The sequence below is a fragment of the Limnohabitans sp. TS-CS-82 genome (genome assembly GCF_002943475.1).
In genome coordinates, this window is the sequence record NZ_PTQX01000006.1 from 17,589 (window position 1) to 40,628 (window position 23,040).

The following is a 23,040-nucleotide window of genomic DNA, read 5'->3' on the forward strand; positions in this document are numbered from 1 at the left end:
CGAAACTCTTTTTAAATTGATTGTTGCTCTAGTGGCTAAATCTCCTAAAGCACGTTGTTAAGCAATCCCCCAATGCTGCGGAAACACCCAAAGCAACCCACCCGTCATCACCACATAACGCGCAAATTTGCCGATGGCCATGTAACCCACGCAGGGCCAAAACGGCAAGCGCAACCAGCCTGCGACAGCGCATAGCGGGTCGCCCACCCCGGGCACCCAGCTGAGCAAGCAGGCTTTGGGCCCGAGCGCGTGCAGCCAGCGCAGGGCGCGTGCGTTGTGGCCGGAGGTTTCTTGGTGGCGCAGTTTGTCGCGCACACGGTGTGCGCCGTGGCCCATCCACCAGCTGATGGCCCCGCCCACGGTGTTGCCCGCCGTGGCGACGAGGATGGCGGGCCAAAACAGCTCGGGGTTGAGTTTGACCAAGCCAAACACCACGGGCTCAGAGCCCAAAGGCAGCAGCGTGGCCGATACCAACGACACCACAAAGACCGTGCTCAAGCCGAACTCGGGCAAGGCCAAGGCGGCCAGCACAGATTGCATCCAAATTTCCATGCGATGAAGTGTAGTGACCTGCTTCCAAACCCTCGGGAAAGCCCGATTTTTCCTTCATCAAACTTGCATTTGCTGAAATTTTAAGCAGGTACAATTGCGCCTCCTTTTTAAGCACCATTTACTTTCTTTACCCATGCACATCGGTCCCTACACATTGGCAAACAACTTGTTTGTCGCGCCGATGGCTGGCGTGACCGATAGGCCGTTTCGCATGCTGTGCAAACAGCTGGGCGCGGGTTATGCGGTGAGCGAGATGGTCACATCGCGTAAAGATTTGTGGAAGTCGCTCAAAACCTCGCGCCGTGCCGACCACACAGGCGAGAGCGGTCCCATTGCCGTGCAAATTGCAGGCACCGACGCCGCCATGATGGCCGACGCTGCGGTTTACAACATTGAGCGCGGCGCGCAAATCATCGACATCAACATGGGTTGCCCCGCCAAGAAGGTGTGCAACAAATGGGCGGGTTCGGCCTTGATGCAAGACGAGCCCTTGGCCATGTCCATCGTGCAAGCGGTGGTCGATGCCGCACAACCGCACGGCGTGCCGGTGACTTTGAAGATGCGCACCGGTTGGTGCGACACCCATAAAAACGCGGTGGCCTTGGCCCGCGCCGCAGAGGCGGTGGGCGTGCAAATGATCACCGTGCATGGCCGCACCCGCGAGCAGGGCTACAAAGGTTTTGCCGAATACGACACTATTGCCGCCGTCAAGCAAGCGGTGCAAGTGCCGGTGGTGGCGAATGGCGACATTGATTCGCCTGAAAAAGCGCAAGAGGTTTTAAAACGCACTGGCGCAGACGCGCTGATGATTGGCCGCGCTGCCCAAGGTCGCCCTTGGATCTTTCGCGAAATTGCGCATTTCTTGGCCACCGGCGAGCACTTGGCACAGCCTTTGGTGGCGGAGGTACGTCGTTTGTTGTTAGACCATTTGGACGAACATTACGCCCTGTATGGCGAGCTCACTGGCGTGCGCAGTGCGCGCAAACACATTGCTTGGTATGTGCAAAGCCTGCCCGCGGGCGAGGCTTTCCGCCAACACATGAATACCTTAGAAGACAGCGCCACGCAGCACCGCGCTGTCGCTGCTTTTTTTGATGATTTGGCCCAGCGCCATGAGCGCTTGCCCGAACCCGTTTTGTCTGTCGATTCTTTGGTTTTGCATGAGTAAAAAAAATATTGAAGAGGTGGTTCGTTCCAGCCTCGAAACCTACTTTCGGGACCTCAATGGCACCGAGCCTGACAACATGCACGACATGTTGGTGCGTCTGGTTGAAAAGCCGCTGCTCGAAATCGTGATGCTGCAGGCCGAAAACAACCAATCCCGCGCGGCCGAATGGCTGGGGCTTAACCGCAACACCTTGCGTAAAAAACTTCTCGATCACAAACTTCTCAAATAAGCCTCTTAGCAAAGAAAAGCATGAAAGCACTCATCTCCGTCTCTGACAAAACCGGCATCGTCGAACTCGCGCGTGACTTGCACGCCTTGGGCGTGGGCCTCATTTCCACCGGCGGCACCGCCAAGCTCTTGGCCGAACAAGGCTTGCCCGTGACCGAAGTGGCCGAAGTCACCGGCTTCCCCGAAATGCTCGATGGCCGTGTGAAAACCCTGCACCCCAAAGTGCACGGTGGTTTGCTGGCACGTCGCGACACGCCCGAGCACATGGCTGCTTTGAAGGCACACAACATCGACACGATTGATCTGTTGATCGTCAACCTCTACCCGTTTGAAGCCACCGTGGCCAAGCCCGGCTGCACGCTGGCCGACGCGATTGAAAACATCGACATCGGCGGTCCCGCCATGGTGCGCTCTGCCGCCAAGAACTGGAAAGACGTGGGCATCGTCACCGACGCCAGCCAATACCCCGCTGTGATGGCCGAGTTGAAAGCCAACGGCAAACTCAGCGACAAACTGCGCTTTGCTTTGTCGGTGGCTGCGTTCAACCGCATCAGCCAATACGACGGCGCGATCAGCAACTACTTGTCGAGCGTGAACTTTGAAGCAGAGAAGCTGAGCGAAGACTACGTGCCCGAGCGCGCCCAATTCAGTGGCCAGTTCAACGAGCAATACGTCAAAGTGCAAGACCTGCGCTACGGCGAAAACAGCCACCAACAAGCCGCCTGGTACCGCGACCTGGCCCCCGCTGCGGGCTCGCTCGCCACCGGCGTGCAGTTGCAAGGCAAAGAGTTGAGCTACAACAACATCGCCGACGCCGATGCGGCTTGGGAATGTGTGAAGAGCTTCGACACGGGAGCCAACGGCGACCCTTCACAGTTCGCGGCTTGCGTCATCGTCAAACACGCCAACCCTTGCGGCGTTGCCGTGGGTGCGAACCCGCTGGAGGCCTACAGCAAAGCCTTCCAGACCGACCCCACCAGCGCGTTCGGCGGCATCATCGCTTTCAACCGCCCTGTGGACAAAGCCGCTGCTGAAGCGGTGAGCAAGCAATTCGTTGAGGTGCTGATGGCCCCCGACTTCAGCGCCGAAGCACTCGAAGTGTTCAAGAGCAAAGTGAATGTGCGCTTGATGAAAATCGCCTTGCCCGCCAACTATGGCGACGTGCGCAACGCTTTGGAAACCAAGCGCGTGGGCTCGGGCCTGTTGCTGCAAAGCGCGGACAACCACGAGTTGGCTTTGGCCGACTTGAAAATCGTCACCGTCAAACAACCCACCCCCGAAGAACTGCACGACTTGTTGTTCGCCTGGAAAGTGGCCAAGTTCGTCAAATCCAACGCCATCGTGTTCTGCAAAAACGGCATGACCATGGGCGTGGGCGCAGGCCAAATGAGCCGCCTCGACTCAGCCCGCATCGCCAGCATCAAGGCCGAAGCCGCCAAGCTCAGCCTGCAACATACCGTGGTGGCCAGCGACGCCTTCTTCCCGTTCCGCGACGGACTCGATGTGGTGGTGGACGCCGGCGCGACCTGCGTGGCCCAGCCCGGTGGCTCCATGCGCGACCAAGAAGTCATCGATGCGGCCAACGAACGCGGCGTGGCGATGGTGTTCACCGGCGTGCGCCATTTCCGTCATTGATCGCCTCCATTGAGCATTGATCACCCCAACGCGCCGCTCGATGCGGCGCAGCCCGCACAGGCCAACACCCCCGTTGTTGCGTTAACCACCAACGCGGCTCCAGCCTCAACGCTTGAGTCAGCGCACGAGCCAGCAAGCGTGAACTTCGCTGAACTTGGCCTCAACGCCGAGTTGCAAAGCTCGGCGGCTCAAGCGGGTTTCATTGCGCCCACCCCTGTTCAGATCGAAGCCATTGGCCCCGTGCTCAAGGGGCGCGATGTGCTGGCCACTGCGCAAACCGGTTCCGGTAAAACGGCAGCCTATGTACTCCCGCTCTTGCAGCTGCTCATGGCCGTCACAGCGCCGCGTGACGATGCACCTAAGAAGCGCATCACCCAAGTGTTGGTGCTCGTCCCCACACGCGAGCTCGCCACACAGGTGAGCGATGTGCTGCGCGATTTGGCGCGGCCCCTCACGCAGTCCATCAAAGTGGGCACGGTGTTTGGTGGTGTGTCGATCAATCCGCAAATGATGAGCCTGCGCAGCGGTGCCGATGTGGTGGTGGCCACGCCCGGCCGCTTGCTCGACCTGGTCGACCACAACGCCTTGCACTTAGGCCAAGTGCAACACCTCGTGTTGGACGAGGCCGACCGCTTGCTCGACCTCGGCTTTGCTGAAGAGCTGCAACGCATCTTGGCGTTGCTGCCAGCCAAGCGACAAAACCTGTTGTTCAGTGCCACTTTTGAGCCCACGGTGCAAACCTTGGCCGAGGCGCTGCTGAGCAACCCTGCCCGCATCACCATCGCGCATACCGAAGCGCACGCGCCCGACATTGCACAACGTGCGATTCGGGTGGATGAAAAAAGCCGCACAGCCTTGCTGCGCCACTTGATCAAAACCCACGCGTGGAAGCGCGTGTTGGTCTTCGTCGCCACGCGTTACGCGTGTGAGCATGTGGCCAACAAGCTCTACAAAGCAGGTGTGTTTGCCACCGCGTTCCATGGCGAAATGAGCCAAGGCGCGCGCCAAGATGTGCTGGCCGAGTTCAAAGAAGATCGCTGGGAAGTGGTGGTCACCACCGACCTCGCCGCGCGCGGCATCGACATTGCGCAGCTGCCTGTGGTGGTCAACTACGATCTACCGCGTTCCGCCACCGATTACACCCACCGCATTGGCCGCACAGGTCGCGCGGGCGCAAGTGGCGAAGCTGTGAGCTTTGTGACGACGGCCACGCTGGCGCATTGGCAACTCATTCAAAAACGCGCCCAAGTGCAGCTGCCCCTCGACGTGCTGGAAGGTTTTGAGCCGACCGAAGTGCCGCCTCCTGTGTCCCCGTTGAATGACGGCACGGGTGGCATCAAAGGCAAACGCCCGAGCAAGAAGGACAAACTCAGGGCTGCTGCGGCAGCTTCGAAAACCCAAACTTAAGGGTGCTCGGCAGGTCCTTCGCTGTCTCAGCCCCTAAGCAAAACGCCACCTTCAAGGTGGCGTTTTTGCTGGGCTTTCGTCGCGTTAATGGCGCTGTTGATGCCTCACGGATCAGCGATCAATCGTTGATCTCGTCCAAATCATCGTCCTCATGCAGGCCGTGCATGTCTTGTTGTTCACCGGCCGGGCGTGGCGTGCGCACGCCACCTTTGGCCAAGAGTTCCACATAAAACTGGGTGCCTTTGTCGGCAACTACGGCGTCGATGCGCTCGATGATGGTGGCCAAGTGCACCACTTCAGCGGCTTCTTCGGTCACGCCAAATTTGCAATCGAAGTCCCAAAAGTCTGCGCCTTCGGGTAAGTCGCGGCGGCGTTCGCGCTTGAGGTATTTGCGAATCTCGTGCTTGATGGCTTCGAGCAAACGATCGGGGTGTTTGCCTTCAACGTGCAGTTGGAATGTTTTTTTCATGGAGGTCCTTCTAAGGAAAATACGCCGTGTCAGGACGAAAGTCTAAAAATGCAATTAAGGCTTAAAGCGGTATTTGAGTTGGAAGCTGATCGCACCGTGTAGTTTGTCTTGCACGGTAGGGATGAAGCTCACGTTCAGCCCCAATTGTCGTCCTTCGAGCGCGACCACGGGAATGATGGCTGGAAACCAGCCGCCGTGGTTGGCGTTGGGGTAGCCGTTGAAGCCACCGACCACGGCACCCGCCTTGAACGGTCCGATGTCAAAAGGCATGACATACAGGCCGACGTAGTGTGACGTTGCACGGTCGCTGTTCTCAAATACGCCTGCCGTGACCGAGTACACATCGCTCAGCGGCACCTCAATGCCCAAACCCGTGTTGACGTTGTTGAGGTTTTTATCGCGCTCGACATGGTGGGAGTAAAAGCCAGGGTTGAACCATGTGCGGGCCAAATCAACGGCGTGGGCAGCGGGCAGAACGAGGGCGGCTGCGAGGACAAGAACCCGTTTTTTCATAGCTGCGCAAACACTTCGGCGGCCACTTGCACGGTTTGGGCAATGTCGGCTTCGGTGTGGGCGGCGCTCACGAATCCAGCTTCGTACAGCGCGGGGGCGATGTAAACGCCGCGGTCCAGCAAGCCGTGGAACAGGCGGTTGAATTTAGGGCTGTCGCTGGTCATCACTTTGGCGTAGTTTTGGGGCAGCTCGGGCAACAAGAAGAAGCCAAACATGCCGCCTTGGCAGTCGGCGCTGAAGGGCACGCCAGCTTTGTTGGCAGCAGCCGTTAAGCCGTCGACCAAGCTTTGGGTGCGGGCGCCCAAAGCGTCATAAAAACCAGGCTTGGCGATTTCGCGCAAGGTGGCCAAACCGCAGGCAGTGGCCACGGGGTTGCCGCTCAAGGTGCCTGCTTGGTAAACGGGGCCCGTGGGGGCCAGTTGCGACATGATGGCGCGAGGGCCACCAAACGCCGCCAGTGGCATGCCGCCACCAATGACTTTGCCCAGCACGGTCACGTCGGGTTTGAAGCCGGGAATCAGTTGGGCATAAACGCTTTGTGCCGAGCCCAGTGCCACGCGGAAACCCGTCATGACTTCGTCAAACACAAAGAGTGCGCCGTGTTCGGTGCACAGCTCGCGGCAGCGCTTCATGAAGGGCACAGATGCACGCACAAAGTTCATGTTGCCAGCGATGGGTTCGATCATCACGCAGGCCAACTCTTTTCCGTGCAAAGCGAAGGCCTCTTCCAGTTGGGCGATGTTGTTGTACTCGAGCACCAAGGTGTCCCGCACCACCTCAGGCGGCACACCCGCGCTGGTGGGGTTGCCAAAGGTGGCGAGCCCTGAGCCTGCTTTGACCAGCAAGGCGTCGCAGTGGCCGTGGTAGCAACCTTCAAATTTGATGAACTTGTTGCGCCCTGTCGCGCCGCGTGCCAAGCGCAGGGCGCTCATGCCCGCTTCGGTGCCCGAGCTGACCAAACGGACCATTTCCATGGAGGGCACATGCTTCAATATTTCTTCGGCCAATTCGATTTCGCGCTCGGTCGGGGCGCCAAACGAAAAACCATCCAAGGCCGCTTTTTGCACCGTTTCTAAAACCACGGGGTTGCCATGGCCCAAGATCATGGGGCCCCAAGAGCCGATGTAGTCGATGTACTTTTGGCCATTGGCATCCCAAAAGTAAGCGCCTTGTGCGCGTTGCACAAAGCGGGGCGTGCCGCCCACGGCGCGAAAGGCGCGCACGGGCGAGTTCACGCCGCCTGGAATCACTTGGGCGGCGCGGTCAAACAGGGCTTGGTTCAAATCGGTCATGGGGTTCAGTGTTTGGTTTCGTGTCGGGGGAGCGAGAAATCTTCGGCGGTGGGCAGGCGTTCGTCGCCGTCGGTGGCGTCGTCTTCCAGCTCTGCCCAAAACAAGCGATCGGGTAAGACGTGGCCCATGCCGGGTCTGAAGCCGCTGTTGAGGCTTTGGTCCAAAAACTCCAAAGCTTCATGGGTGGCCTCTTCGAGGTCTGAGCCCGCTGCGAGCATGGCGACCAAGGCCGCGCTCAAGGTGTCACCAGCGCCGGCGAAGATGGCATCGAAGCGTTCAAAGCGTTCACTCAGCATCACGGTGTGCGCAGTGGCCAAGGCGTTTTCAAGGTGTTGGTCGGGCTGGCTGATGCCGGTGACCAACACATAAGGCACGCCCATTTCGGCGGCGGCACGGGCAATGTCGCGTGGGCCGGGGCTGCGCTCTTGGCTCCACTCGGGCAGCAACCAGCGCCACAAGGTGTTGTGGTTGCCAATGAGCAGGGTTGTTTGCGGCAAGATGAGTTCGCGAAACGCATCCAAATAAGCGTCGATTTTTTCGTCTTCCCACCACGATAAATTGGGCATGTAGGCCACCACGGGCACATTGGCGTAGTCGGTGCTGATTTCGGCAATGACGCTCAGGTTTTCGGGATCGCCACAAAAGCCAACTTTGATCACGCGCACGTTCATGTCTTCCAGCACGCTGCGGGCTTGCTCGGCCACGGCTTCGTCGTCAAACGCGACGTGGTCAAAAATCTCAGCGGTGTCGCGCAGATAGGTGCCGGTGACCACCGTCAAGGCATGCGCGCCTACGGATGCGCAGGCCAACGTATCGCCGCTGATGCCGCCTGCGCCACTGGGGTCGTTGGCGTTGAACACCAGCACGCAAGGCGGTGCGCCCACCGTTTCGTCGGAGAGCGTGATGTCAGTGGAGGAGGGGGTAATTTCTTGCGCCATAGCCGGTCTATACAATGCTTTTCATTCTATGTGCTGACGAAAGAAATGCTGTGGCGAATACTTGGATGTGTCTAATTTGTGGATGGATTTACGACGAAGAAGCGGGCGACCCTGAACACGGCATCGCCCCCGGTACAGCTTGGGCCGATGTGCCCATGAATTGGACCTGCCCTGAGTGCGCTGCACGCAAAGAAGATTTCGAAATGGTGCAAATTTAAAGCCACGCGCCAGCGCCCAAGGGCTTTGTAAAAGCGCCCAAGGGCCCTGCAAACGCGCCCAAGGGCGCGAGGCCAAGTGTTCTGCTGGGCCGTTTATTTCACTTTTTTCACAACCGCATAACGCTCCAGCGTTTCCGTGCGGGCTTGTGCGTGATCGACGATGGGCTTGGGGTAGTCGCGCCCTAGCACCAGTCCCGCTGCGTCGAGTTCCATGGGTTTGGCCAGCCAAGGCGCGTGGATGGCCGCATTGGGCAACTTGGCCAGCGCTGGCACGTAGCGGCGGATGAATTTGCCCTCGGGGTCGAACTTCTCGCTCTGGCTGGTGGGGTTGAAGATGCGAAAGTACGGTTGCGCATCGCAGCCGCTGGAGCTGGCCCATTGCCAGCCGCCGTTGTTGGCGGCGAGGTCAAAGTCGTTCAGATGTTGGGCAAAGTACTGCTCACCCCAACGCCAATCAATGCCGAGGTCTTTCACCAAAAAGCTGGCCACAACCATGCGCAGGCGGTTGTGCATGTAGCCCGTTTGGTTGATTTGCGCCATCGCTGCATCCACCAGTGGGTAGCCTGTGCGGCCTTCGCACCATGCGGCAAATTGTTCTTTGGCGTGTTTGTTGTGCGCCCATTTGATGGCGTCGTATTCGGGTTTGAAGGCCGCATTCACCACACGCGGGTGGTGGTGCAAGATTTGATGATAAAAATCGCGCCAAATCAGTTCCGACAGCCACACTTCGGCGCCTGCTGAGCCTGTCAACATGCGCTGATACGCAGTGGACGCGAGCTGGCGGATGGACACCGTGCCAAAGCGCAAATGCACCCCCAAATAGCTCGGGCCCTTGATGGCGGGGAAGTTACGTGTTTCGTCGTAACGGTCCATGCGGTCAAAGAAATCTTCAAACAAAGCCAAGCCGCCGGGGCTGCCGGTGGGCACATGCAAGGTGCTCAGGTTGGTTGTTTCAAAGCCCAGATCGGCCAGCGTGGGAACGCTGGTTTGGTAGGCCTTGGGGCGTGCTGCCAAGGCTTTGATGTATTTGCCCACGGGGTAGCTGCGCAGGTAAAACGGGTTGATTTTTTGCAGCCACGCGTTTTTGTAGGGCGTGAACACGCCATAAGGCTTGCCCATTTGGGTGAGCACTTCGCTGCGCTCGAAAATGACGTGGTCTTTGTAGGTCTGAAAACCAATGCCTGCGTTGGCCAAGGCGCCGCGCACTTGGGCGTCACGTGCCAAGGCGTCGGGCTCGTCATCGTGGTTGGCAAACACCTCTTGCACGCCCAGTTCTTTGGCCAAACGGGGCACTTCGTCGGCGGCAACGGCGTGGCGCACGATCAGTCCCGCGCCTGCTTGGCCCGCCATCGCATGCAATTCGGTGTCCAGCGTGACCAAGGACTCGCGGATGAACTCCACCCGGCGGTCTTGGCGGGGCAATTTGTCCAAAATGGCGCGGTCCAACACGAAGACGCAGTGCACGTGGGTGCAGCTTTTTAGCGCGTGGTAGAGCGCTGCGTTGTCAAATGCACGCAGATCGCGTCGAAACCACATCAGTCCACTGGCCACATGCGCTGTGTGGCGCGAAGTGTTTGGCATGTTCACCCTTTAAAATTGCACTATGACCGCTGATTCTGCCTCCATCAACTTGACGCATCACTTTTTGATTGCAATGCCCGGGTTGGAGGACGAGACTTTTTCCAAAAGCGTGGTCTATGTCTGCGAGCACAGCGAGCGCGGTGCTTTGGGCTTGGTGATCAACAAAGTCAGCGATTTGTCGATGCGCGGTTTGTTTGAAAAAGTCGACTTAGATTTGAACCGTCTTGATTTGATCGACGCACCGGTGCTGCAAGGCGGCCCTGTGCACACCGAGCGCGGCTTTGTGTTGCACGATGCCATGCTGGCCAATCCCGACCCTGAGCTCACCGAAGAAGAGGCCGCACTGAGCGCGATCTCCAAACCTGATTCCATTTATGCCTCCACCATGCGCATTCCGGGTGGCTTAGAGATGACGACCTCCAAGGATGTGCTGGAGGCCTTGTCGGCGGGCAATGGCCCGCGCCGTGTGTTGGTGTCGCTGGGGTATTCGTCGTGGGGTGAAGGTCAGTTGGAGTCGGAGTTGGCCGAGAACAGTTGGTTGACCGTGCCTGCGGATACCGCTGTGATTTTTGAGACGCCGGTGGCGCAACGCTACGAGCGTGCCATGGCTTTGTTGGGCCTGCAGTCGTGGATGCTGTCCAGCCAAGTGGGGCACGCATGAGCGAAGCGCGAGACGTGAACGCCCAAGCCGCGGCACCGCTGGTGTCGGCACTGAAGCCTGCGGTGCCTGCCCACTTTCAATCATTTTTAGCGTTCGACTTTGGGGTCAAACGCACCGGTGTGGCCTATGGCAGTCGCATGTTGCGCGATGCACAACCGCAAGCCACAGTCAATGCCGAAGGCGATGCACGTTGGGTGTTGATCACCAAACGCATTGCCGAGTGGCAACCCGATGCTTTGGTGGTGGGCGTGCCCTATCACCCGGACGGTGCTGCGCACGAGAACACGGCCAAAGCCAAGAAATTTGCACGCCAGTTGAACGGACGTTTTAACTTGCCGGTGTTTGAAGTGGACGAGCGTTACAGCACCACCGAGGCCCATGCGCAAGGTGCCAAAGATGCCGATGCGGCATCGGCTTGCATCATCCTCAACCAATTTTTCAGGGAAAACTTATGAGTACCCATGTGGACCATTTCATTGACGGAGTTTGGGCATGAGCGGCAATCTGTTACTCGACGCTGAGAGCTTGTATTTAGAGCTGCTCAAAGGTGTGCGCAGCATGCTCACGCCAGAGACCCGTTTGGTCGGCATCACCTCGGGTGGTGCTTGGTTGGCTGCGCGCTTGCAAAAAGACTTGGCGCTGGCAGGCGAGGCGGGCAGCATCTCGTCGGCCATGCACCGTGATGATTTCGCCAAGCGCGGCTTGGCAGATGGCGGCGCCACCAAGTTGCCGTTTGAGGTGAACGGTGCGCACTTGATCGTGCTCGATGACGTGCTCTACACCGGCCGCACCATTCGCGCCGTGTTGAACGAGATCTTTGACTATGGCCGTCCCGCCAGCGTGCAGTTGGCCGTGTTGGTGGACCGTGGTGGGCGCGAGTTGCCCATCCAAGCCGATTTTGCGGCCGCCCGTGTGGCCTTGCCCGCCAGCCAATCGCTCGCTTTGGCCAAGGCCGAGAGCGGTCAATTTAATTTTTCTGTGAAGGGCTGACATGCTCTACAAACGCAACCCACAACTCAATAAAAACGGTGAACTGATTCACCTGCTGTCCACCGAAGGTTTGTCGCGCAACATCTTGACGCACATCCTCGACACCGCGGCCAACTTCGTGTCGGTCAATGACCGTGAAGTCAAAAAAGTGCCGCTGCTGCGTGGCAAGAGCGTGTTCAACCTCTTTTTTGAAAACAGCACCCGCACCCGCACCACATTCGAGATCGCGGCCAAGCGTTTGTCGGCGGACGTGTTCAACTTAGATATTGCGCGTTCATCCGCCGCCAAGGGCGAGTCGTTGCTCGATACCATCGCCAACCTGAGCGCCATGGCTGCCGATATTTTTGTGGTGCGCCACAGCGAGTCGGGCGCGCCTTACCTCATTGCCGAACACGTGGCGCCGCATGTGCATGTGGTCAACGCCGGTGACGGCCGTCACGCACACCCCACGCAGGGGTTGCTGGACATGTACACCATCCGGCACTACAAAAAAGATTTCACCAACCTCACCGTGGCCATCGTGGGCGACGTTTTGCACTCGCGTGTGGCGCGCTCGGACATCCATGCGCTGACCACGTTGGGTTGTGCTGAAGTGCGCGTGGTGGGCCCCAAAACTTTGGTGCCCAGCGACTTGTCGGCCATGGGCGTGCGCGTGTTCAACAACTTGGAAGAAGGCATCAAGGGCTGCGATGTGGTCATCATGCTGCGCTTGCAAAACGAGCGCATGAGTGGTGCGTTGCTGCCGTCGAGCCAAGAGTATTTCAAGTCGTTTGGCTTGACGCAAGAGAAGTTGCAGTTGGCCAAACCCGATGCCATCGTCATGCACCCTGGGCCGATCAACCGTGGCGTTGAAATTGAGTCTGCGGTGGTCGATGGACCGCAAAGTGTGATCTTGTCGCAGGTCACTTTTGGTATTGCTGTGCGTATGGCCGTGATGTCTATCGTGGCGGGGAATGAAGCATGAACATCCTGATTCAAAACGGTCGCGTGATGGACCCGTCCTCTGGGTTCGACCAAATCGCCGATGTGGTCGTCGCGGACGGTCATGTGTTGGCCATCGTCAAACCCGGTGAGGCCATGCCTGCTGGGTTTCGCCCTAAGCAAACTGTGGATGCCACGGGTTGCATCGTCGCCCCGGGTTTGGTCGACTTGCAAGTGCGCCTGCGTGAGCCTGGGCATGAGCATGAAGGCATGTTGGACTCAGAGTTGACGGCTGCGGTGGCCGGTGGCGTGACGAGCTTGGTGTGCCCCCCTGATACCGACCCCGTGCTGGATGAGCCCGGTTTGGTGGAGATGCTCAAGTTCCGTGCCGAGCGCTTGCACCGTGCGCACGTGTTTCCTTTGGGGGCGTTGACGCGTGGCCTCAAAGGCGAAGTGTTGACCGAAATGGCGGAGTTGACCGAGGCCGGTTGCATTGGCTTTAGCCAAGCTGAAGTGCCTTTGGAAAACACCCAAGTGCTGCAACGTGCCTTGCAATACGCAGCAACCTATGGCTACACCGTGTGGCTGCGTCCGCAAGAGTTGCATTTGGGCAAGGGTGTGGCAGCCAGCGGCCCCTTGGCCACGCGTTTGGGTTTGAGTGGCGTGCCCGTAGCAGCCGAAACCATTGCCCTGCACACCATTTTTGCGCTGATGCGCAGTACCAAAGCGCGCGTGCATTTGTGCCGTATCTCCAGCGCCGAAGGGGTGGAATTGGTGCGTGCCGCCAAGCAAGAGGGTTTGGCCGTGACGGCGGATGTCAGCATCAACTCGCTGCATCTGAGCGACCACGACATGGGTTATTTCGACAGCCGCGCACGCTTGACACCACCTTTGCGCCAACAACGCGACCGCGATGCTTTGCGCGCTGCTTTGGCCGATGGCACCTTGGACGCCTTGGTGTCTGACCACACCCCCGTGGATGCCGATGCCAAGGCCTTGCCTTTTGCCGAAGCAGAACCCGGCGGCACAGGCTTGGAGCTCTTGCTCAGCTTGTCCCTGAAGTGGGCGCAAGACAGCGGCGCAGGCGTGATGCGTGCTTTGGATGTGTTGACCGCACAGCCCGCGCGCGTGCTGCGTGCAGGCGCTGGCAAAGCGGCGGCGAAAGCCAGTGACGCAGGGCAGTTGCACGTGGGTGGTGTCGCCGACTTGGTCGTGTTCGATCCCGAAGTGCAATGGCAGGTGATGCCTGAAGCGTTGCGCAGCCAAGGCAAGCACACGCCGTTTGCGTTTGACATGACGGGCATGGCTTTGCCTGGGCGTGTCAAAACCACCTTGGTCGCCGGACGCTTGGCGTTCCAAGCGTGACGAGCGCCTGCTGATGCACGTCCTTCAAGCCGTTTGGAAATTTGTGCGCGTCTTAGCGTGGATCGTGCGTGGTTATGTGTCCGTTCGACGAACCTTTGGCAAGCTCAGTGATGAGCAGCAAGCCCGAGCGGTCGAAGTGTGGGCGCGTGGCATGTTGGCCATCATCGGGATTGAGGTGCGTGTCAAAGGTCATCCAGCACAAGGCCCTGTGCTGATGGCGGCGAATCACATTTCATGGCTTGATATTTTGGTGATGCATGCGGCTTGCCATTGCCGTTTTGTCGCGAAGTCAGAAATTCGTGCATGGCCGTTGGTGGGCGTGCTCACCACAGGTGGCGGATCGCTCTACATCGAGCGTTCGTCCAACCGCGATGCCATGCGTGTGGTGCACCAAATGGCCGATGCGCTGCGTCAAGGCCAAGTGCTGGCTGTGTTCCCCGAAGGGGGCACGGGCGATGGCGTGAGTTTGCTGCCTTTTCATGCCAATTTGTTGCAGGCGGCCATTTCGGCCGACGTGCCAGTGCAGCCTATTGCCTTGCAATTTTTAGAAGCGAGTACAGGTGAACACAGTTTTGCGCCTTGCTATCACGACCACGACACGCTCGTGAGTTCGTTGTGGCGCACGTTGTGTGCGCCACCGCTGTTGGCGCAAGTGCGCTACGGTGACATTCAAATGGCCAATGGCCGCAACCGCCGTGTGTGGGCGCAAGACCTGCAAGCGACAGTGGCAGATTTACGCAACTGATAAGCTCTTTCATCATGGCCAGCACTACCACTATCAAAACCAAAGCGTCGGCACGATCGGCTGCTCAAAAAGCCGCCGTCAAAACGGTGAAGACCGTTGCTCAAAAAGTGCCGAGTGCCAAAGCGCAAGCGATAGAGCAACAGGAAAATTTAGACCTCATGTTTTCTTTGGCGGCAGAAACGTTTCGCGTCATGTCTGCGCCCATGCGCTTGAAAATCATCAATTGCTTGTGCAACGAAGAGAAAAATGTGGGGCAGTTGTTGGCGGAAATTGACACCACCCAGCCCAATATGTCGCAGCATCTGAACACCTTGTTCAAGGCGAAGATTTTGGGTCGTCGCCGTGAAGGTGTGCAAATTTACTACCGCATCATCAATGACCGTGTCGTTACTTTATGCCGTGCTGTTTGCACGCAAATTGCCATCGACAGCGACATCGCCCATTGATCAGGGCTTGAGGTAGACGTAGCCTTCTTTGGCTTGCAAACGCGCCACCTCGGCCACGCCAGACGGTACGATTTTGGCGTCCATCGAGACTTTGCTGGGATCGATGTTGCGTGAGACCAAGGTGTTGTTGCACACCCTGAACTGCACGCCTTTGCCACTCAAGTCGCTGACCACGCCACTGAATTCACGGCCTTTGCTGTCTTTGGCACCATCCAGTAAAAAGTCGATGCCCAAACCGTGCGTCACCACCACGATCTTGGCGCTGGGGTCTGCACTCAGGTGGTTGCGCACATTGCCCAAAATGCCTGCTGCGGTTTCTACGCCCGTGTTGACGTGATAGACCACTTTGATGTCTTGGGCATGTGCCCAAACGCAGGCTAGGGTCAGCATCAAAGCCAGACCGAAGTTTTTGAATGATTTCAGGTAGGTCATGTGTGTCTCTTTAAAGCAGTGAATCTGCCCAAATATTTTGCGCCCAATTCATGGCGTAAACGCCTTCTAGTTCACTAGGGGCCGGTGACACGCCACCTGAGCCAGCCACGGTTTTGTAGGTTTTGTCTTTGGCGTCGTACTGATGCACCGAGGCCACATGCACCACCAGTTTGTCGTTCACAAAGCTGTAGCAGGTGTTGGTCAAGAAGGGGGCCGGGTTGATGGCCATGTCGGAGAGTTGGGCCACGATGGCTGCCGCCGTCACTTTGCCGTGTGAGTTGGCCATGTGACCTGACTTGGGCATGAGCGGCGCGATCATGATGGAGTCGCCAATCACGTGAATGTCTTTGGCTTGTGTGGACTCGAAGGTTTGAAAATTCACGCCGCACCAGCGTGCATTCACGTTAGCCAGCTTGGATTGCACCGCAATGCTGCCTGCACGCATAGCGGGCAACACATTGAGCACTTGGGCTTGCACATCGTTTTGAATTTCAAATTTCAGGGTGTTGGTTTTGGCATCGACCGCCACCACTTTGTGTTGCGGCACGTACTCCAAGATGCCTTTGTAGTTGTCGGCCCAAAACTTTTTGAACAAGGGACCTTTGGAGGTCACGTCTTGGTTGGCATCCAAGATCAGCACCTTCGACTTGGGTTTGTGCTGCTTGAAGTAATGCGCCACTTGGCTCGCTCGCTCGTAAGGGCCGGGCGGGCAGCGGTAGGGGGCTTCGGGGATCGTGATGGCAAACACGCCGCCATCTGGCATGGCTTCGAGTTGTTTGCGCAGCGCCAAGGTTTCGGGACCGGCTTTCCACGCCTGCAAAATTTGGCCAGAGGTATTGGCCTCTTTCAAGCCCTCGATGGTGTTGAACATCAAGTCAATGCCGGGCGACATGACGAGCTTGTCGTAACGAATGCTGGGGCCGCTGGCCAAGGTGACAGTTTTCTTCTCAGCATCGACGCTGATGACATAGTCGCGCACCATTTGCACGCCATGCTTGCCCGAGAGTTTGTCATAGGGCGTGGTGATGTCGGCCATGGTTTTGCTGCCGCCAATCACCAAGTTGGAGATGGGGCAAGACACAAAGGCGGCGTCAGGCTCAATCAGCACCACATCGATTTGGTAGTTCGAGAGCATGCGGATGTATTTCGCGGTTGTGGCGCCGCCGTAGCCGCCGCCAATCACCACCACACGGGCTTTTTCGGGTACACGACCTACGGATGCGCAACCAACCATGCTGCTAAATGCACCCAAAGAACCAAGAGCCATAGAGGCTTGAACAAAGCTGCGACGTTTCATGATGAATCCTTAATTAACGCTTAATGGAAGCGTAGTAGCTAGCAATGGTGTCCATTTGGGCATCGGTCAAGCCCTTGGTGATTTGATGCATCACCGTCGCAGGGCGTGTGCCATTTTTAAAGGCTTGCATTTGTTGCACGTGATAGTCCTTGGGCATGCCTGCCAGAGCTGGAATAGCCGATCCCTCGACGGTGCGTCCTTCAGTGCCGTGGCAATTGGCACACATGGCTGCGGTTACTCGGTTGTTGAGTTGCATGACTTTGTCTTCGGCGTATGCGTTAACGCTCAAACTCACGTAAAAGACTGTCGCAGCGAGTAAACGCAGCAATTGGGAATGTGTGTTTTTCATCGTGACCTCGTTGAAAAGAGAAATTAATCAGTGATCGGTAATATATCCAGAATGACATAACGCCTGCACGGGGTTTACCCAGTGCTGGTGCTCTTAACCGGCTGAAAAATATAACTTGAGAATTTGAATTCGTTTTACGTGCTGCCCCTGCATCAACGTCGGCGAGCTTATAGGGAGCGTATTTAAGCGGGTGGCGTACAGTCTGTTTTATATGATTTAGTCCTTGCTTATATTTGGTTTATGCTACGTGCTCTGGCATACGTATAACTTGGTACACATCAAGTCCAATACCGCTTGCCTCTTTGGGAGAAGTGATGTTGAAAGCACCGTTTATTGGGTTTTTAAGCATGGGTTTGTGGCTGTGTTGCGTTGGTTTGGTCACTTCTTCGTATGCTGAAATGCCACGATCGCAAGTGGCTTCACCCCAACCTCTGATGCAGGCCAAGCAAGTTGTGCCCAACGTGTACTACGTCCAAGGCGCTTCCGAAATGGGGTCGTCGGCTAACCAAAATTTCATCTCCAATGCGGGCTTTGTAGTCACGCCTGCAGGCGTGGTGGTGATTGATGCTTTGGGTTCACCCGAACTGGCGCGTCGCTTATTGGCTGAAATCGCCAAGGTGACAAACAAGCCCATCCACACGGTGGTGCTGACGCATTACCACGCTGATCACATTTACGGCTTGCAAGTGTTCAAAGATGTGGGGGCACGCATCGTGGCTCATGGGGCTGCGCGTGAGTACCTCACCTCCGACACGGCGCGTTTACGCTTGGACATTTCACGTCAAGAACTTTGGCCGTGGGTAGACGAGAAAACCCGCTTGGTACCTGCCGATGAATGGTTGAGCACATCCAAAATGCTCGTTGTGGGCGGTGTGCGCTTTGACATTCAACCGGTTGGTCCATCCCATACTGCTGAAGACTTGGTGGTCTACTTGCCAAAACAGAAGGTATTGTTTGCAGGCGACTTGGTGTTTCGCAATCGCATTCCATTTGTGGGGCAAGCAGACAGCCGCCACTGGATTGGTGCTATGGAAAACTTGCTCCAATTTGATACCCGATGGGTAGTACCAGGTCATGGCCCTATTTCCAACGACCCCAAGGGGGATATGACTTTGACGCGCGATTACTTGATCTATTTACGTGAAGTCATGGGTCGAGCTGCCAGGGACATGGAACCGTTTGAAAGTGCCTACGACGCAACGGATTGGTCAAAATTTGACAAAATGCCACTTTTTAAATCTGCTAACCGTATGAACGCCTACAACACCTATTTGCTCATGGAGCATGAAGCCAAGTGACGCATGCCACACGTCTGTCTCGGCGCAAAGTTTTGCAAAGCATCGCCTTGTTCGCTGCGGGCACAGGTTCTCTGACGACCCTAGCCGCGCCTGTGACTTTGCCCATGACTGACTCGTTGGCTGCTTCGCTTGGCCAAGCACTGCGTATCAAGCAACCCTTGGTGGTGATGGTTAGTCTGCATGGCTGTGCTTTTTGCAAAGTGGTGCGCGAGAACTATTTGCAGCCCTTGCGAGCCTCAGGTTTGCAGGTGGTGCAAATCGACATGCGCGATAACCGTGCTTTGGCGGATTTTGATGGCACAACCCTCACGCACGATGCGTGGGTGCGCAAGCAGGGCATCAAGTTGGCCCCCACCGTTTTGTTTTTTGGCTTTGAGGGACGTGAAGTGGCAACTCGTTTGAAAGGCGCATATCTGCCGGATTTTTACGGCGCTTATTTGGATGAGCAGCTTGCAGTGGCCCGTCGTGTGGTAGCAGGCGCATGATTCCGATCAAGACTGAATCCGCGTGGCGTGGCACATCCGACTGCCGCAACTGCGGCATTCGCGAAATGGTGTTGTTCGCCGATTTAAATGAAGAAGACTTCAACCTCATCCACGCACCGATTGACGACTTGGTGTACCAGTCTGGCCAGCCCTTGTACGACGAATCAGACAAAGCGCTGGGCGTTTTTACGTTACGCAAGGGGCTGGTTAAGTTGGTGCGCGTCACGGCGGATGGTCGAGAGCGTGTGGTGCGTGTGCTGTTTGCAGGCGATGTGGTGGGTCTGGAAGCCTTGGCCACAGGCCGCTACGACAGTCAAGCTGTGGCTTTGAGTGAAGTGTCCTTATGCCGCATTCCGCTGGATGTCATTCACCAACTCGGGGCTAATAGCCCACGCTTACATCGCAAGCTCATGGAGAAGTGGCAAAGTGCGCTGAAGCAGGCTGACGATTGGTTGGCTGAGTTGAACTTTGGCAGTGCACGTCAGCGTGTGTGCCATTTCATTTACAAAATGCATGAGGTGTCCGAAGATGGCACCGCCACCTTGTTTGGTCGAGATGACATGGGTGCGATGATGGATCTCAAGCTGGAAACTGTCAGTCGTGAGGTTACCGCTTTGGTTCGCTCCGGCGTGATCGCACCCTTGGACAAACATGGGCGACATTACAAAGTATTGCAACCCGAGCTTTTGCAAGAAAGATAACGAAGAGATATGTCATGAAATTTTTTTGGATCTTGATTTTGTTGATGATGTCGGCCGTGGCCCATGCGCAGCAGCATGCATTGTTCAAAGATGCCGACCTCAACACAGGAGAGAAGCTGATTGCAGAAAACCAATGCAACGAATGCCACATTCGTCGCGTCGGAGGCAATGGCAGTGCGATTTACAAACCGAAAGGTCGCATCAACACGGCAGGTGCTTTGCGCGGCATGGTGGAGTACTGCAATACAGAACTTAATCTCGGATTTTTTCCAGAAGACACCACCGCAGTAGCTGCTGTCTTGAACAAACGCCACTACAAGTTTCGTTAAGTTAATTTGGGTTATGGCGTAAACCCGATGGTCTTTGTATCAGAGATGATTTATATTAGCTTCAATTGATATATAACTTGATGTGGAAGGACTGTCTGTGAAAACACCAGATGGCATTCAATCGGGACGCATTCAAAAAGCGCCCGAAAATTTTTTAGACCGTGACGGCATTCGCACCGTCATTGCCGAGAGCAAGACGGGTCGACGCAACTTCATTCGCAGCGCATTTGCCGCTGCCGCCGCAGGGGCTGCTGCACCTATGGCGTTGGCGCAGGGCAACCCTGTGCCGACTGAGGGTGGGGACGCCAACATCTTGAACCTGCCCGAGCACGCCACAGGCCTTGGCCAAGGCGTGGCCGCCAACAACGGCTACGGCGTGCCTTCCAAGTTTGAGTCCAACGTGCAGCGCCGTCAAAGTCCAGGCTTGACACAAACCACCCAAGCCTCGGTGTCATTTGCACCGTTGCAGTCGTTGTTTGGCATCGTCACACCAAGCGGTTTGCATTTTGAGCGTCACCACCAAGGTTGGTGGGACATCGACCCATCCAAGCACCGCTTCATGATCAACGGCATGGTGAAAACACCCAAAGTGTTCACCATGGATGAAATCATGCGCTTACCTTCTGTCTCACGTTTCCACTTCATCGAGTGTGGTGCCAACACGGCTGTCGAGTGGGGCAACGTGGCGGTGCCCACGGTGCAATACACGCACGGCATGGTGTCATGCAGTGAGTTCACTGGCGTGCCGCTTATCACCTTGCTCGAAATCGCTGGCGCTGATTTCAAGAACGCTAAATTCATCTTGGCCGAAGGTGGCGACGGTTCATCCATGACCCGCACCATTCCTATGAGCCTGATCTTGTCAGGCGAAGTGTTAGTGGCCTACGGCCAAAATGGCGAAATGTTGCGCCCTGAAAACGGCTACCCCTTGCGCCTGATCGTGCCTGGTATTCAAGGTGTGAGCTGGGTCAAGTACCTGCGTCGCATTGAAGTGGGCGACATGCCCTACGCAGCCAAAGACGAAGCCGTCCATTACATGGACTTGATGCCCGATGGCCAACACCGCCAGTACACCAACATCCAAGAATGCAAGAGCGTTGTCACCACGCCTTCAGGCGGCCAAGTGTTGCTGGACAAAGGCTTCTACAACATCACTGGCTTGGCTTGGTCGGGCCGCGGCAAGATTCAAAAAGTCGACGTGTCTGTGGACGGTGGTCGCAACTGGCGCCAAGCCCGTTTGGAAACACCGGTGCTGAGCAAAGCGCTGACACGTTTCAACATCGACTGGGTGTGGGACGGCAAACCCGCCATCATCCAAAGCCGTGCCACTGACGACACGGGTTTCGTGCAACCCACATACAAGCACCTCCGTGCTGCGCGTGGCACACGTTCGATTTATCACAACAACGCCATCCAATCTTGGTTGGTGCAAGAAAACGGTGAGGTCAAGAATGTCCAAGTTTCGTAAAGTCATCTTGACCACAGCTTTGTTGGCTGCTGCTGGTTTTGCCAGTGCACAAAGCACGGCTTATCCCGGCGTAGGCCGCCCTGCCACTGTCAAAGAAGTGGCTGCGTGGGACATCGATGTGCGCCCCGACTTCAAAGGTTTACCTGCAGGGTCAGGCTCGGTCGCCCAAGGCCAAGACTTGTGGGAAGCCAAGTGCGCCCATTGTCACGGCGTGTTTGGTGAGTCCAACGAAGTTTTTAGCCCATTGGTGGGCGGCACGACCAAAGACGACATCAAAACTGGCAACGTGGCCAACTTGAAGCGTGCCGATTTCCCAGGGCGCACCACCCTGATGAAAGTGGCCACGGTTTCGACGCTGTGGGACTACATCAACCGTGCCATGCCATGGACTGCGCCCAAGTCACTCAAGCCCGATGAGGTGTATGCCGTCACCGCTTACCTGTTGAGCTTGGCTGATGTGGTGCCTGAAAACTTTGTGTTGTCAGACAAAAATATCGCTGAAGTGCAAAAGCGCATGCCTAACCGAAACGGCATGACCACCCGACATGCGATGTGGGCGGGCAAAGAGTTCAACGGCACTGCCAAACCCGATACCGCCAACGTGGCGTGCATGAAAGACTGCATTCCGGAAGCCAAAGTGGCGTCGATGTTGCCCGACTACGCACGCAATGCGCACGGCAACTTGGCTGACCAAAACCGTTTGGTGGGGCAACAACACGGTGCGAATACAGCGGTGCCTGAAAATAAATCAGTCGCTACGGGTTCCTCAGCCGCGGCCCCTGCTGCGCCTAAGTCCGTAGTCAAAGTGGCTGATCCCGCGTTGGCTTTGTTGGGCAAACACAATTGCACGGCCTGTCATGCACAGAACACCAAAGTGGTGGGCCCCAGCTTTACCGACATAGCCAAAAAGTACCCAGGCAAGGCTGAGTATTTGGCAGGCAAAATCAAGGCAGGCGGCGCAGGCGTGTGGGGTCCTATCCCCATGCCCGCACAATCTGCACCCGAGGCAGACATCAAACTGATTGCCAACTGGCTCGCTGCCGGTGCGGCAAAATAACATCCAAGTATTTTTAGGAGCACTACATGCAAAATCGTCGCGAGACCCTCAAGCACAGCGCCGCTGTGGCAGGCCTCTTGGCCTCTACTGGCCTGTTCCCTCAATACGCGCAAGCGTTTGACAAAGCAGCCTTCGATGCCAAAAGCGTGGCCGAAGCCGTCAAAGCCATGGGTGGCGCAGCCCCCGTGGAAAGCAAAGACGTCACCATCACGGGTCCAGACATCGCCGAAAACGGCGCTGTGGTGCCATTGGGTGTGAGCACCAGCTTGGGCAACGTCAAGCGCGTCTTGTTGTTGGTTGAGAAAAACCCATCTGCTTTGATCGCTATGTTTAACGTGTCGCCTGAAGTGGAAGCCAACTTCTCTACACGCGCCAAGATGGGCCAATCGTCGGACGTGTACGCCATCGCGATCACCAACGACGGCAAAGCTTTCTTCGCCAAGAAGGAAGTCAAAGTGACACTCGGCGGCTGCGGCGGCTAATTTAGAAATTTCA

The 23,040-nt window shown here is 56.9% G+C and carries 28 protein-coding genes; 19 read left to right on the forward strand and 9 right to left on the reverse strand.

Annotation, left to right across the window (positions count from 1 at the left end; translation table 11 throughout):
- Positions 1 to 57: 57 nt before the first annotated feature.
- Entirely contained in the window at positions 58 to 552 is a 495-nt protein-coding gene (locus C5F52_RS12995; RefSeq protein ID WP_104798798.1) for a YqaA family protein, read from the reverse strand.
- Between the two features lie 133 nt (positions 553 to 685).
- On the opposite strand from C5F52_RS12995, the gene dusB reads away from it, so the two are divergent.
- The 4 genes from dusB (at position 686) to C5F52_RS13015 (ending at position 4,990) form a co-directional block, all read left to right on the forward strand.
- A complete protein-coding gene (gene dusB, locus C5F52_RS13000) occupies positions 686 to 1,720 on the forward strand; it encodes a tRNA dihydrouridine synthase DusB (RefSeq protein WP_104798799.1) in 1,035 nt (344 codons plus the stop codon).
- On the forward strand, positions 1,713 to 1,949 hold the full coding sequence (locus C5F52_RS13005) for a helix-turn-helix domain-containing protein (RefSeq protein ID WP_104798800.1): 237 nt from the start codon (positions 1,713 to 1,715) through the stop codon (positions 1,947 to 1,949). Before dusB ends, C5F52_RS13005 begins: the two co-directional genes overlap by 8 nt.
- A gap of 20 nt (positions 1,950 to 1,969) precedes the next feature.
- Complete coding sequence (gene purH / locus C5F52_RS13010; RefSeq protein ID WP_104798801.1) at positions 1,970 to 3,583, forward strand: bifunctional phosphoribosylaminoimidazolecarboxamide formyltransferase/IMP cyclohydrolase; 1,614 nt, start codon at positions 1,970 to 1,972, stop codon at positions 3,581 to 3,583.
- A 138-nt stretch (positions 3,584 to 3,721) separates the two neighbouring features.
- Positions 3,722 to 4,990 carry a DEAD/DEAH box helicase gene (locus C5F52_RS13015; protein ID WP_104799054.1) on the forward strand — a complete coding sequence of 423 codons (1,269 nt, stop codon included), beginning with the start codon at positions 3,722 to 3,724 and terminating at the stop codon, positions 4,988 to 4,990.
- A 118-nt stretch (positions 4,991 to 5,108) separates the two neighbouring features.
- Here the strand turns inward: C5F52_RS13015 and C5F52_RS13020 are convergent, their stop codons facing one another.
- From C5F52_RS13020 to C5F52_RS13035, 4 genes are read right to left on the reverse strand one after another with little or no spacing between them, the layout of a single operon-like run.
- Positions 5,109 to 5,459 carry a DUF6172 family protein gene (locus tag C5F52_RS13020; RefSeq protein ID WP_104798802.1) on the reverse strand — a complete coding sequence of 117 codons (351 nt, stop codon included), beginning with the start codon at positions 5,457 to 5,459 and terminating at the stop codon, positions 5,109 to 5,111.
- Positions 5,460 to 5,513: 54 nt separating this feature from the next.
- Positions 5,514 to 5,972 (reverse strand): hypothetical protein, encoded by a 459-nt coding sequence (locus tag C5F52_RS13025; RefSeq protein ID WP_236657862.1) that lies wholly within the window; start codon positions 5,970 to 5,972, stop codon positions 5,514 to 5,516.
- Positions 5,969 to 7,273 carry a glutamate-1-semialdehyde 2,1-aminomutase gene (gene hemL / locus C5F52_RS13030; RefSeq protein WP_104799056.1) on the reverse strand — a complete coding sequence of 435 codons (1,305 nt, stop codon included), beginning with the start codon at positions 7,271 to 7,273 and terminating at the stop codon, positions 5,969 to 5,971. Before hemL ends, C5F52_RS13025 begins: the two co-directional genes overlap by 4 nt.
- Entirely contained in the window at positions 7,270 to 8,202 is a 933-nt protein-coding gene (locus C5F52_RS13035; RefSeq protein ID WP_104798803.1) for a bifunctional hydroxymethylpyrimidine kinase/phosphomethylpyrimidine kinase, read from the reverse strand. Before C5F52_RS13035 ends, hemL begins: the two co-directional genes overlap by 4 nt.
- Positions 8,203 to 8,267: 65 nt before the next feature.
- On the opposite strand from C5F52_RS13035, the gene C5F52_RS13040 reads away from it, so the two are divergent.
- Complete coding sequence (locus C5F52_RS13040; protein WP_100132383.1) at positions 8,268 to 8,420, forward strand: rubredoxin; 153 nt, start codon at positions 8,268 to 8,270, stop codon at positions 8,418 to 8,420.
- A 93-nt stretch (positions 8,421 to 8,513) separates the two neighbouring features.
- On the opposite strand, the gene C5F52_RS13045 is transcribed toward C5F52_RS13040, so the two are convergent.
- Positions 8,514 to 10,001: a deoxyribodipyrimidine photo-lyase gene (locus tag C5F52_RS13045; RefSeq protein ID WP_104798804.1), complete on the reverse strand. Its 1,488-nt coding sequence runs from the start codon at positions 9,999 to 10,001 to the stop codon at positions 8,514 to 8,516.
- A 22-nt stretch (positions 10,002 to 10,023) separates the two neighbouring features.
- Between C5F52_RS13045 and C5F52_RS13050 the strand changes: the two genes are divergently transcribed.
- The 7 genes from C5F52_RS13050 to C5F52_RS13080 all read left to right on the forward strand — a co-directional run bounded on the left by C5F52_RS13050 (position 10,024) and on the right by C5F52_RS13080 (position 15,129).
- Positions 10,024 to 10,662 carry a YqgE/AlgH family protein gene (locus C5F52_RS13050; protein WP_104798805.1) on the forward strand — a complete coding sequence of 213 codons (639 nt, stop codon included), beginning with the start codon at positions 10,024 to 10,026 and terminating at the stop codon, positions 10,660 to 10,662.
- Positions 10,659 to 11,117, forward strand: coding sequence for a Holliday junction resolvase RuvX (gene ruvX / locus C5F52_RS13055; protein ID WP_104798806.1), 459 nt, complete (start codon positions 10,659 to 10,661; stop codon positions 11,115 to 11,117). Before C5F52_RS13050 ends, ruvX begins: the two co-directional genes overlap by 4 nt.
- A 37-nt stretch (positions 11,118 to 11,154) precedes the next feature.
- The gene (gene pyrR / locus C5F52_RS13060) at positions 11,155 to 11,652 is read left to right on the forward strand and encodes a bifunctional pyr operon transcriptional regulator/uracil phosphoribosyltransferase PyrR (RefSeq protein WP_104798807.1); all 498 of its coding nucleotides are present in this window, start codon (positions 11,155 to 11,157) and stop codon (positions 11,650 to 11,652) included.
- A gap of 1 nt (position 11,653) precedes the next feature.
- Positions 11,654 to 12,616: an aspartate carbamoyltransferase catalytic subunit gene (locus C5F52_RS13065; protein WP_104798808.1), complete on the forward strand. Its 963-nt coding sequence runs from the start codon at positions 11,654 to 11,656 to the stop codon at positions 12,614 to 12,616.
- A complete protein-coding gene (locus C5F52_RS13070; RefSeq protein ID WP_104798809.1) occupies positions 12,613 to 13,938 on the forward strand; it encodes a dihydroorotase in 1,326 nt (441 codons plus the stop codon). The genes C5F52_RS13065 and C5F52_RS13070 overlap by 4 nt, the downstream gene beginning before the upstream one ends.
- Positions 13,939 to 13,951: 13 nt before the next feature.
- Positions 13,952 to 14,683 carry a 1-acyl-sn-glycerol-3-phosphate acyltransferase gene (locus tag C5F52_RS13075; protein WP_201747014.1) on the forward strand — a complete coding sequence of 244 codons (732 nt, stop codon included), beginning with the start codon at positions 13,952 to 13,954 and terminating at the stop codon, positions 14,681 to 14,683.
- Between the two features lie 158 nt (positions 14,684 to 14,841).
- Positions 14,842 to 15,129: a metalloregulator ArsR/SmtB family transcription factor gene (locus C5F52_RS13080; RefSeq protein WP_104799058.1), complete on the forward strand. Its 288-nt coding sequence runs from the start codon at positions 14,842 to 14,844 to the stop codon at positions 15,127 to 15,129.
- On the opposite strand, the gene C5F52_RS13085 is transcribed toward C5F52_RS13080, so the two are convergent.
- From C5F52_RS13085 to C5F52_RS13095, 3 genes are read right to left on the reverse strand one after another with little or no spacing between them, the layout of a single operon-like run.
- Positions 15,130 to 15,561 carry a DsrE family protein gene (locus C5F52_RS13085; RefSeq protein WP_369952042.1) on the reverse strand — a complete coding sequence of 144 codons (432 nt, stop codon included), beginning with the start codon at positions 15,559 to 15,561 and terminating at the stop codon, positions 15,130 to 15,132.
- 10 nt (positions 15,562 to 15,571) lie between these two features.
- The gene (locus C5F52_RS13090; RefSeq protein WP_104798810.1) at positions 15,572 to 16,858 is read right to left on the reverse strand and encodes an NAD(P)/FAD-dependent oxidoreductase; all 1,287 of its coding nucleotides are present in this window, start codon (positions 16,856 to 16,858) and stop codon (positions 15,572 to 15,574) included.
- A gap of 13 nt (positions 16,859 to 16,871) precedes the next feature.
- Entirely contained in the window at positions 16,872 to 17,153 is a 282-nt protein-coding gene (locus tag C5F52_RS13095; protein WP_236657863.1) for a c-type cytochrome, read from the reverse strand.
- A gap of 452 nt (positions 17,154 to 17,605) precedes the next feature.
- Here C5F52_RS13095 and C5F52_RS13100 point away from each other — a divergent pair, with 452 nt between their 5' ends.
- The 7 genes from C5F52_RS13100 to soxY all read left to right on the forward strand — a co-directional run bounded on the left by C5F52_RS13100 (position 17,606) and on the right by soxY (position 23,027).
- Complete coding sequence (locus C5F52_RS13100) at positions 17,606 to 18,505, forward strand: MBL fold metallo-hydrolase (protein WP_236657864.1); 900 nt, start codon at positions 17,606 to 17,608, stop codon at positions 18,503 to 18,505.
- Positions 18,502 to 18,990 carry a thioredoxin fold domain-containing protein gene (locus tag C5F52_RS13105; protein WP_236657865.1) on the forward strand — a complete coding sequence of 163 codons (489 nt, stop codon included), beginning with the start codon at positions 18,502 to 18,504 and terminating at the stop codon, positions 18,988 to 18,990. The genes C5F52_RS13100 and C5F52_RS13105 overlap by 4 nt, the downstream gene beginning before the upstream one ends.
- The gene (locus tag C5F52_RS13110; protein WP_104798812.1) at positions 18,987 to 19,691 is read left to right on the forward strand and encodes a Crp/Fnr family transcriptional regulator; all 705 of its coding nucleotides are present in this window, start codon (positions 18,987 to 18,989) and stop codon (positions 19,689 to 19,691) included. Before C5F52_RS13105 ends, C5F52_RS13110 begins: the two co-directional genes overlap by 4 nt.
- Before the next feature lie 14 nt (positions 19,692 to 19,705).
- Positions 19,706 to 20,020 (forward strand): hypothetical protein, encoded by a 315-nt coding sequence (locus C5F52_RS13115; RefSeq protein ID WP_104798813.1) that lies wholly within the window; start codon positions 19,706 to 19,708, stop codon positions 20,018 to 20,020.
- 97 nt (positions 20,021 to 20,117) lie between these two features.
- Positions 20,118 to 21,488 carry a sulfite dehydrogenase gene (gene soxC, locus C5F52_RS13120; RefSeq protein ID WP_369952043.1) on the forward strand — a complete coding sequence of 457 codons (1,371 nt, stop codon included), beginning with the start codon at positions 20,118 to 20,120 and terminating at the stop codon, positions 21,486 to 21,488.
- On the forward strand, positions 21,472 to 22,545 hold the full coding sequence (locus C5F52_RS13125) for a c-type cytochrome (protein ID WP_104798814.1): 1,074 nt from the start codon (positions 21,472 to 21,474) through the stop codon (positions 22,543 to 22,545). The genes soxC and C5F52_RS13125 overlap by 17 nt, the downstream gene beginning before the upstream one ends.
- A 26-nt stretch (positions 22,546 to 22,571) precedes the next feature.
- Positions 22,572 to 23,027, forward strand: coding sequence for a thiosulfate oxidation carrier protein SoxY (gene soxY, locus C5F52_RS13130; RefSeq protein ID WP_104798815.1), 456 nt, complete (start codon positions 22,572 to 22,574; stop codon positions 23,025 to 23,027).
- Positions 23,028 to 23,040: the final 13 nt, after the last annotated feature.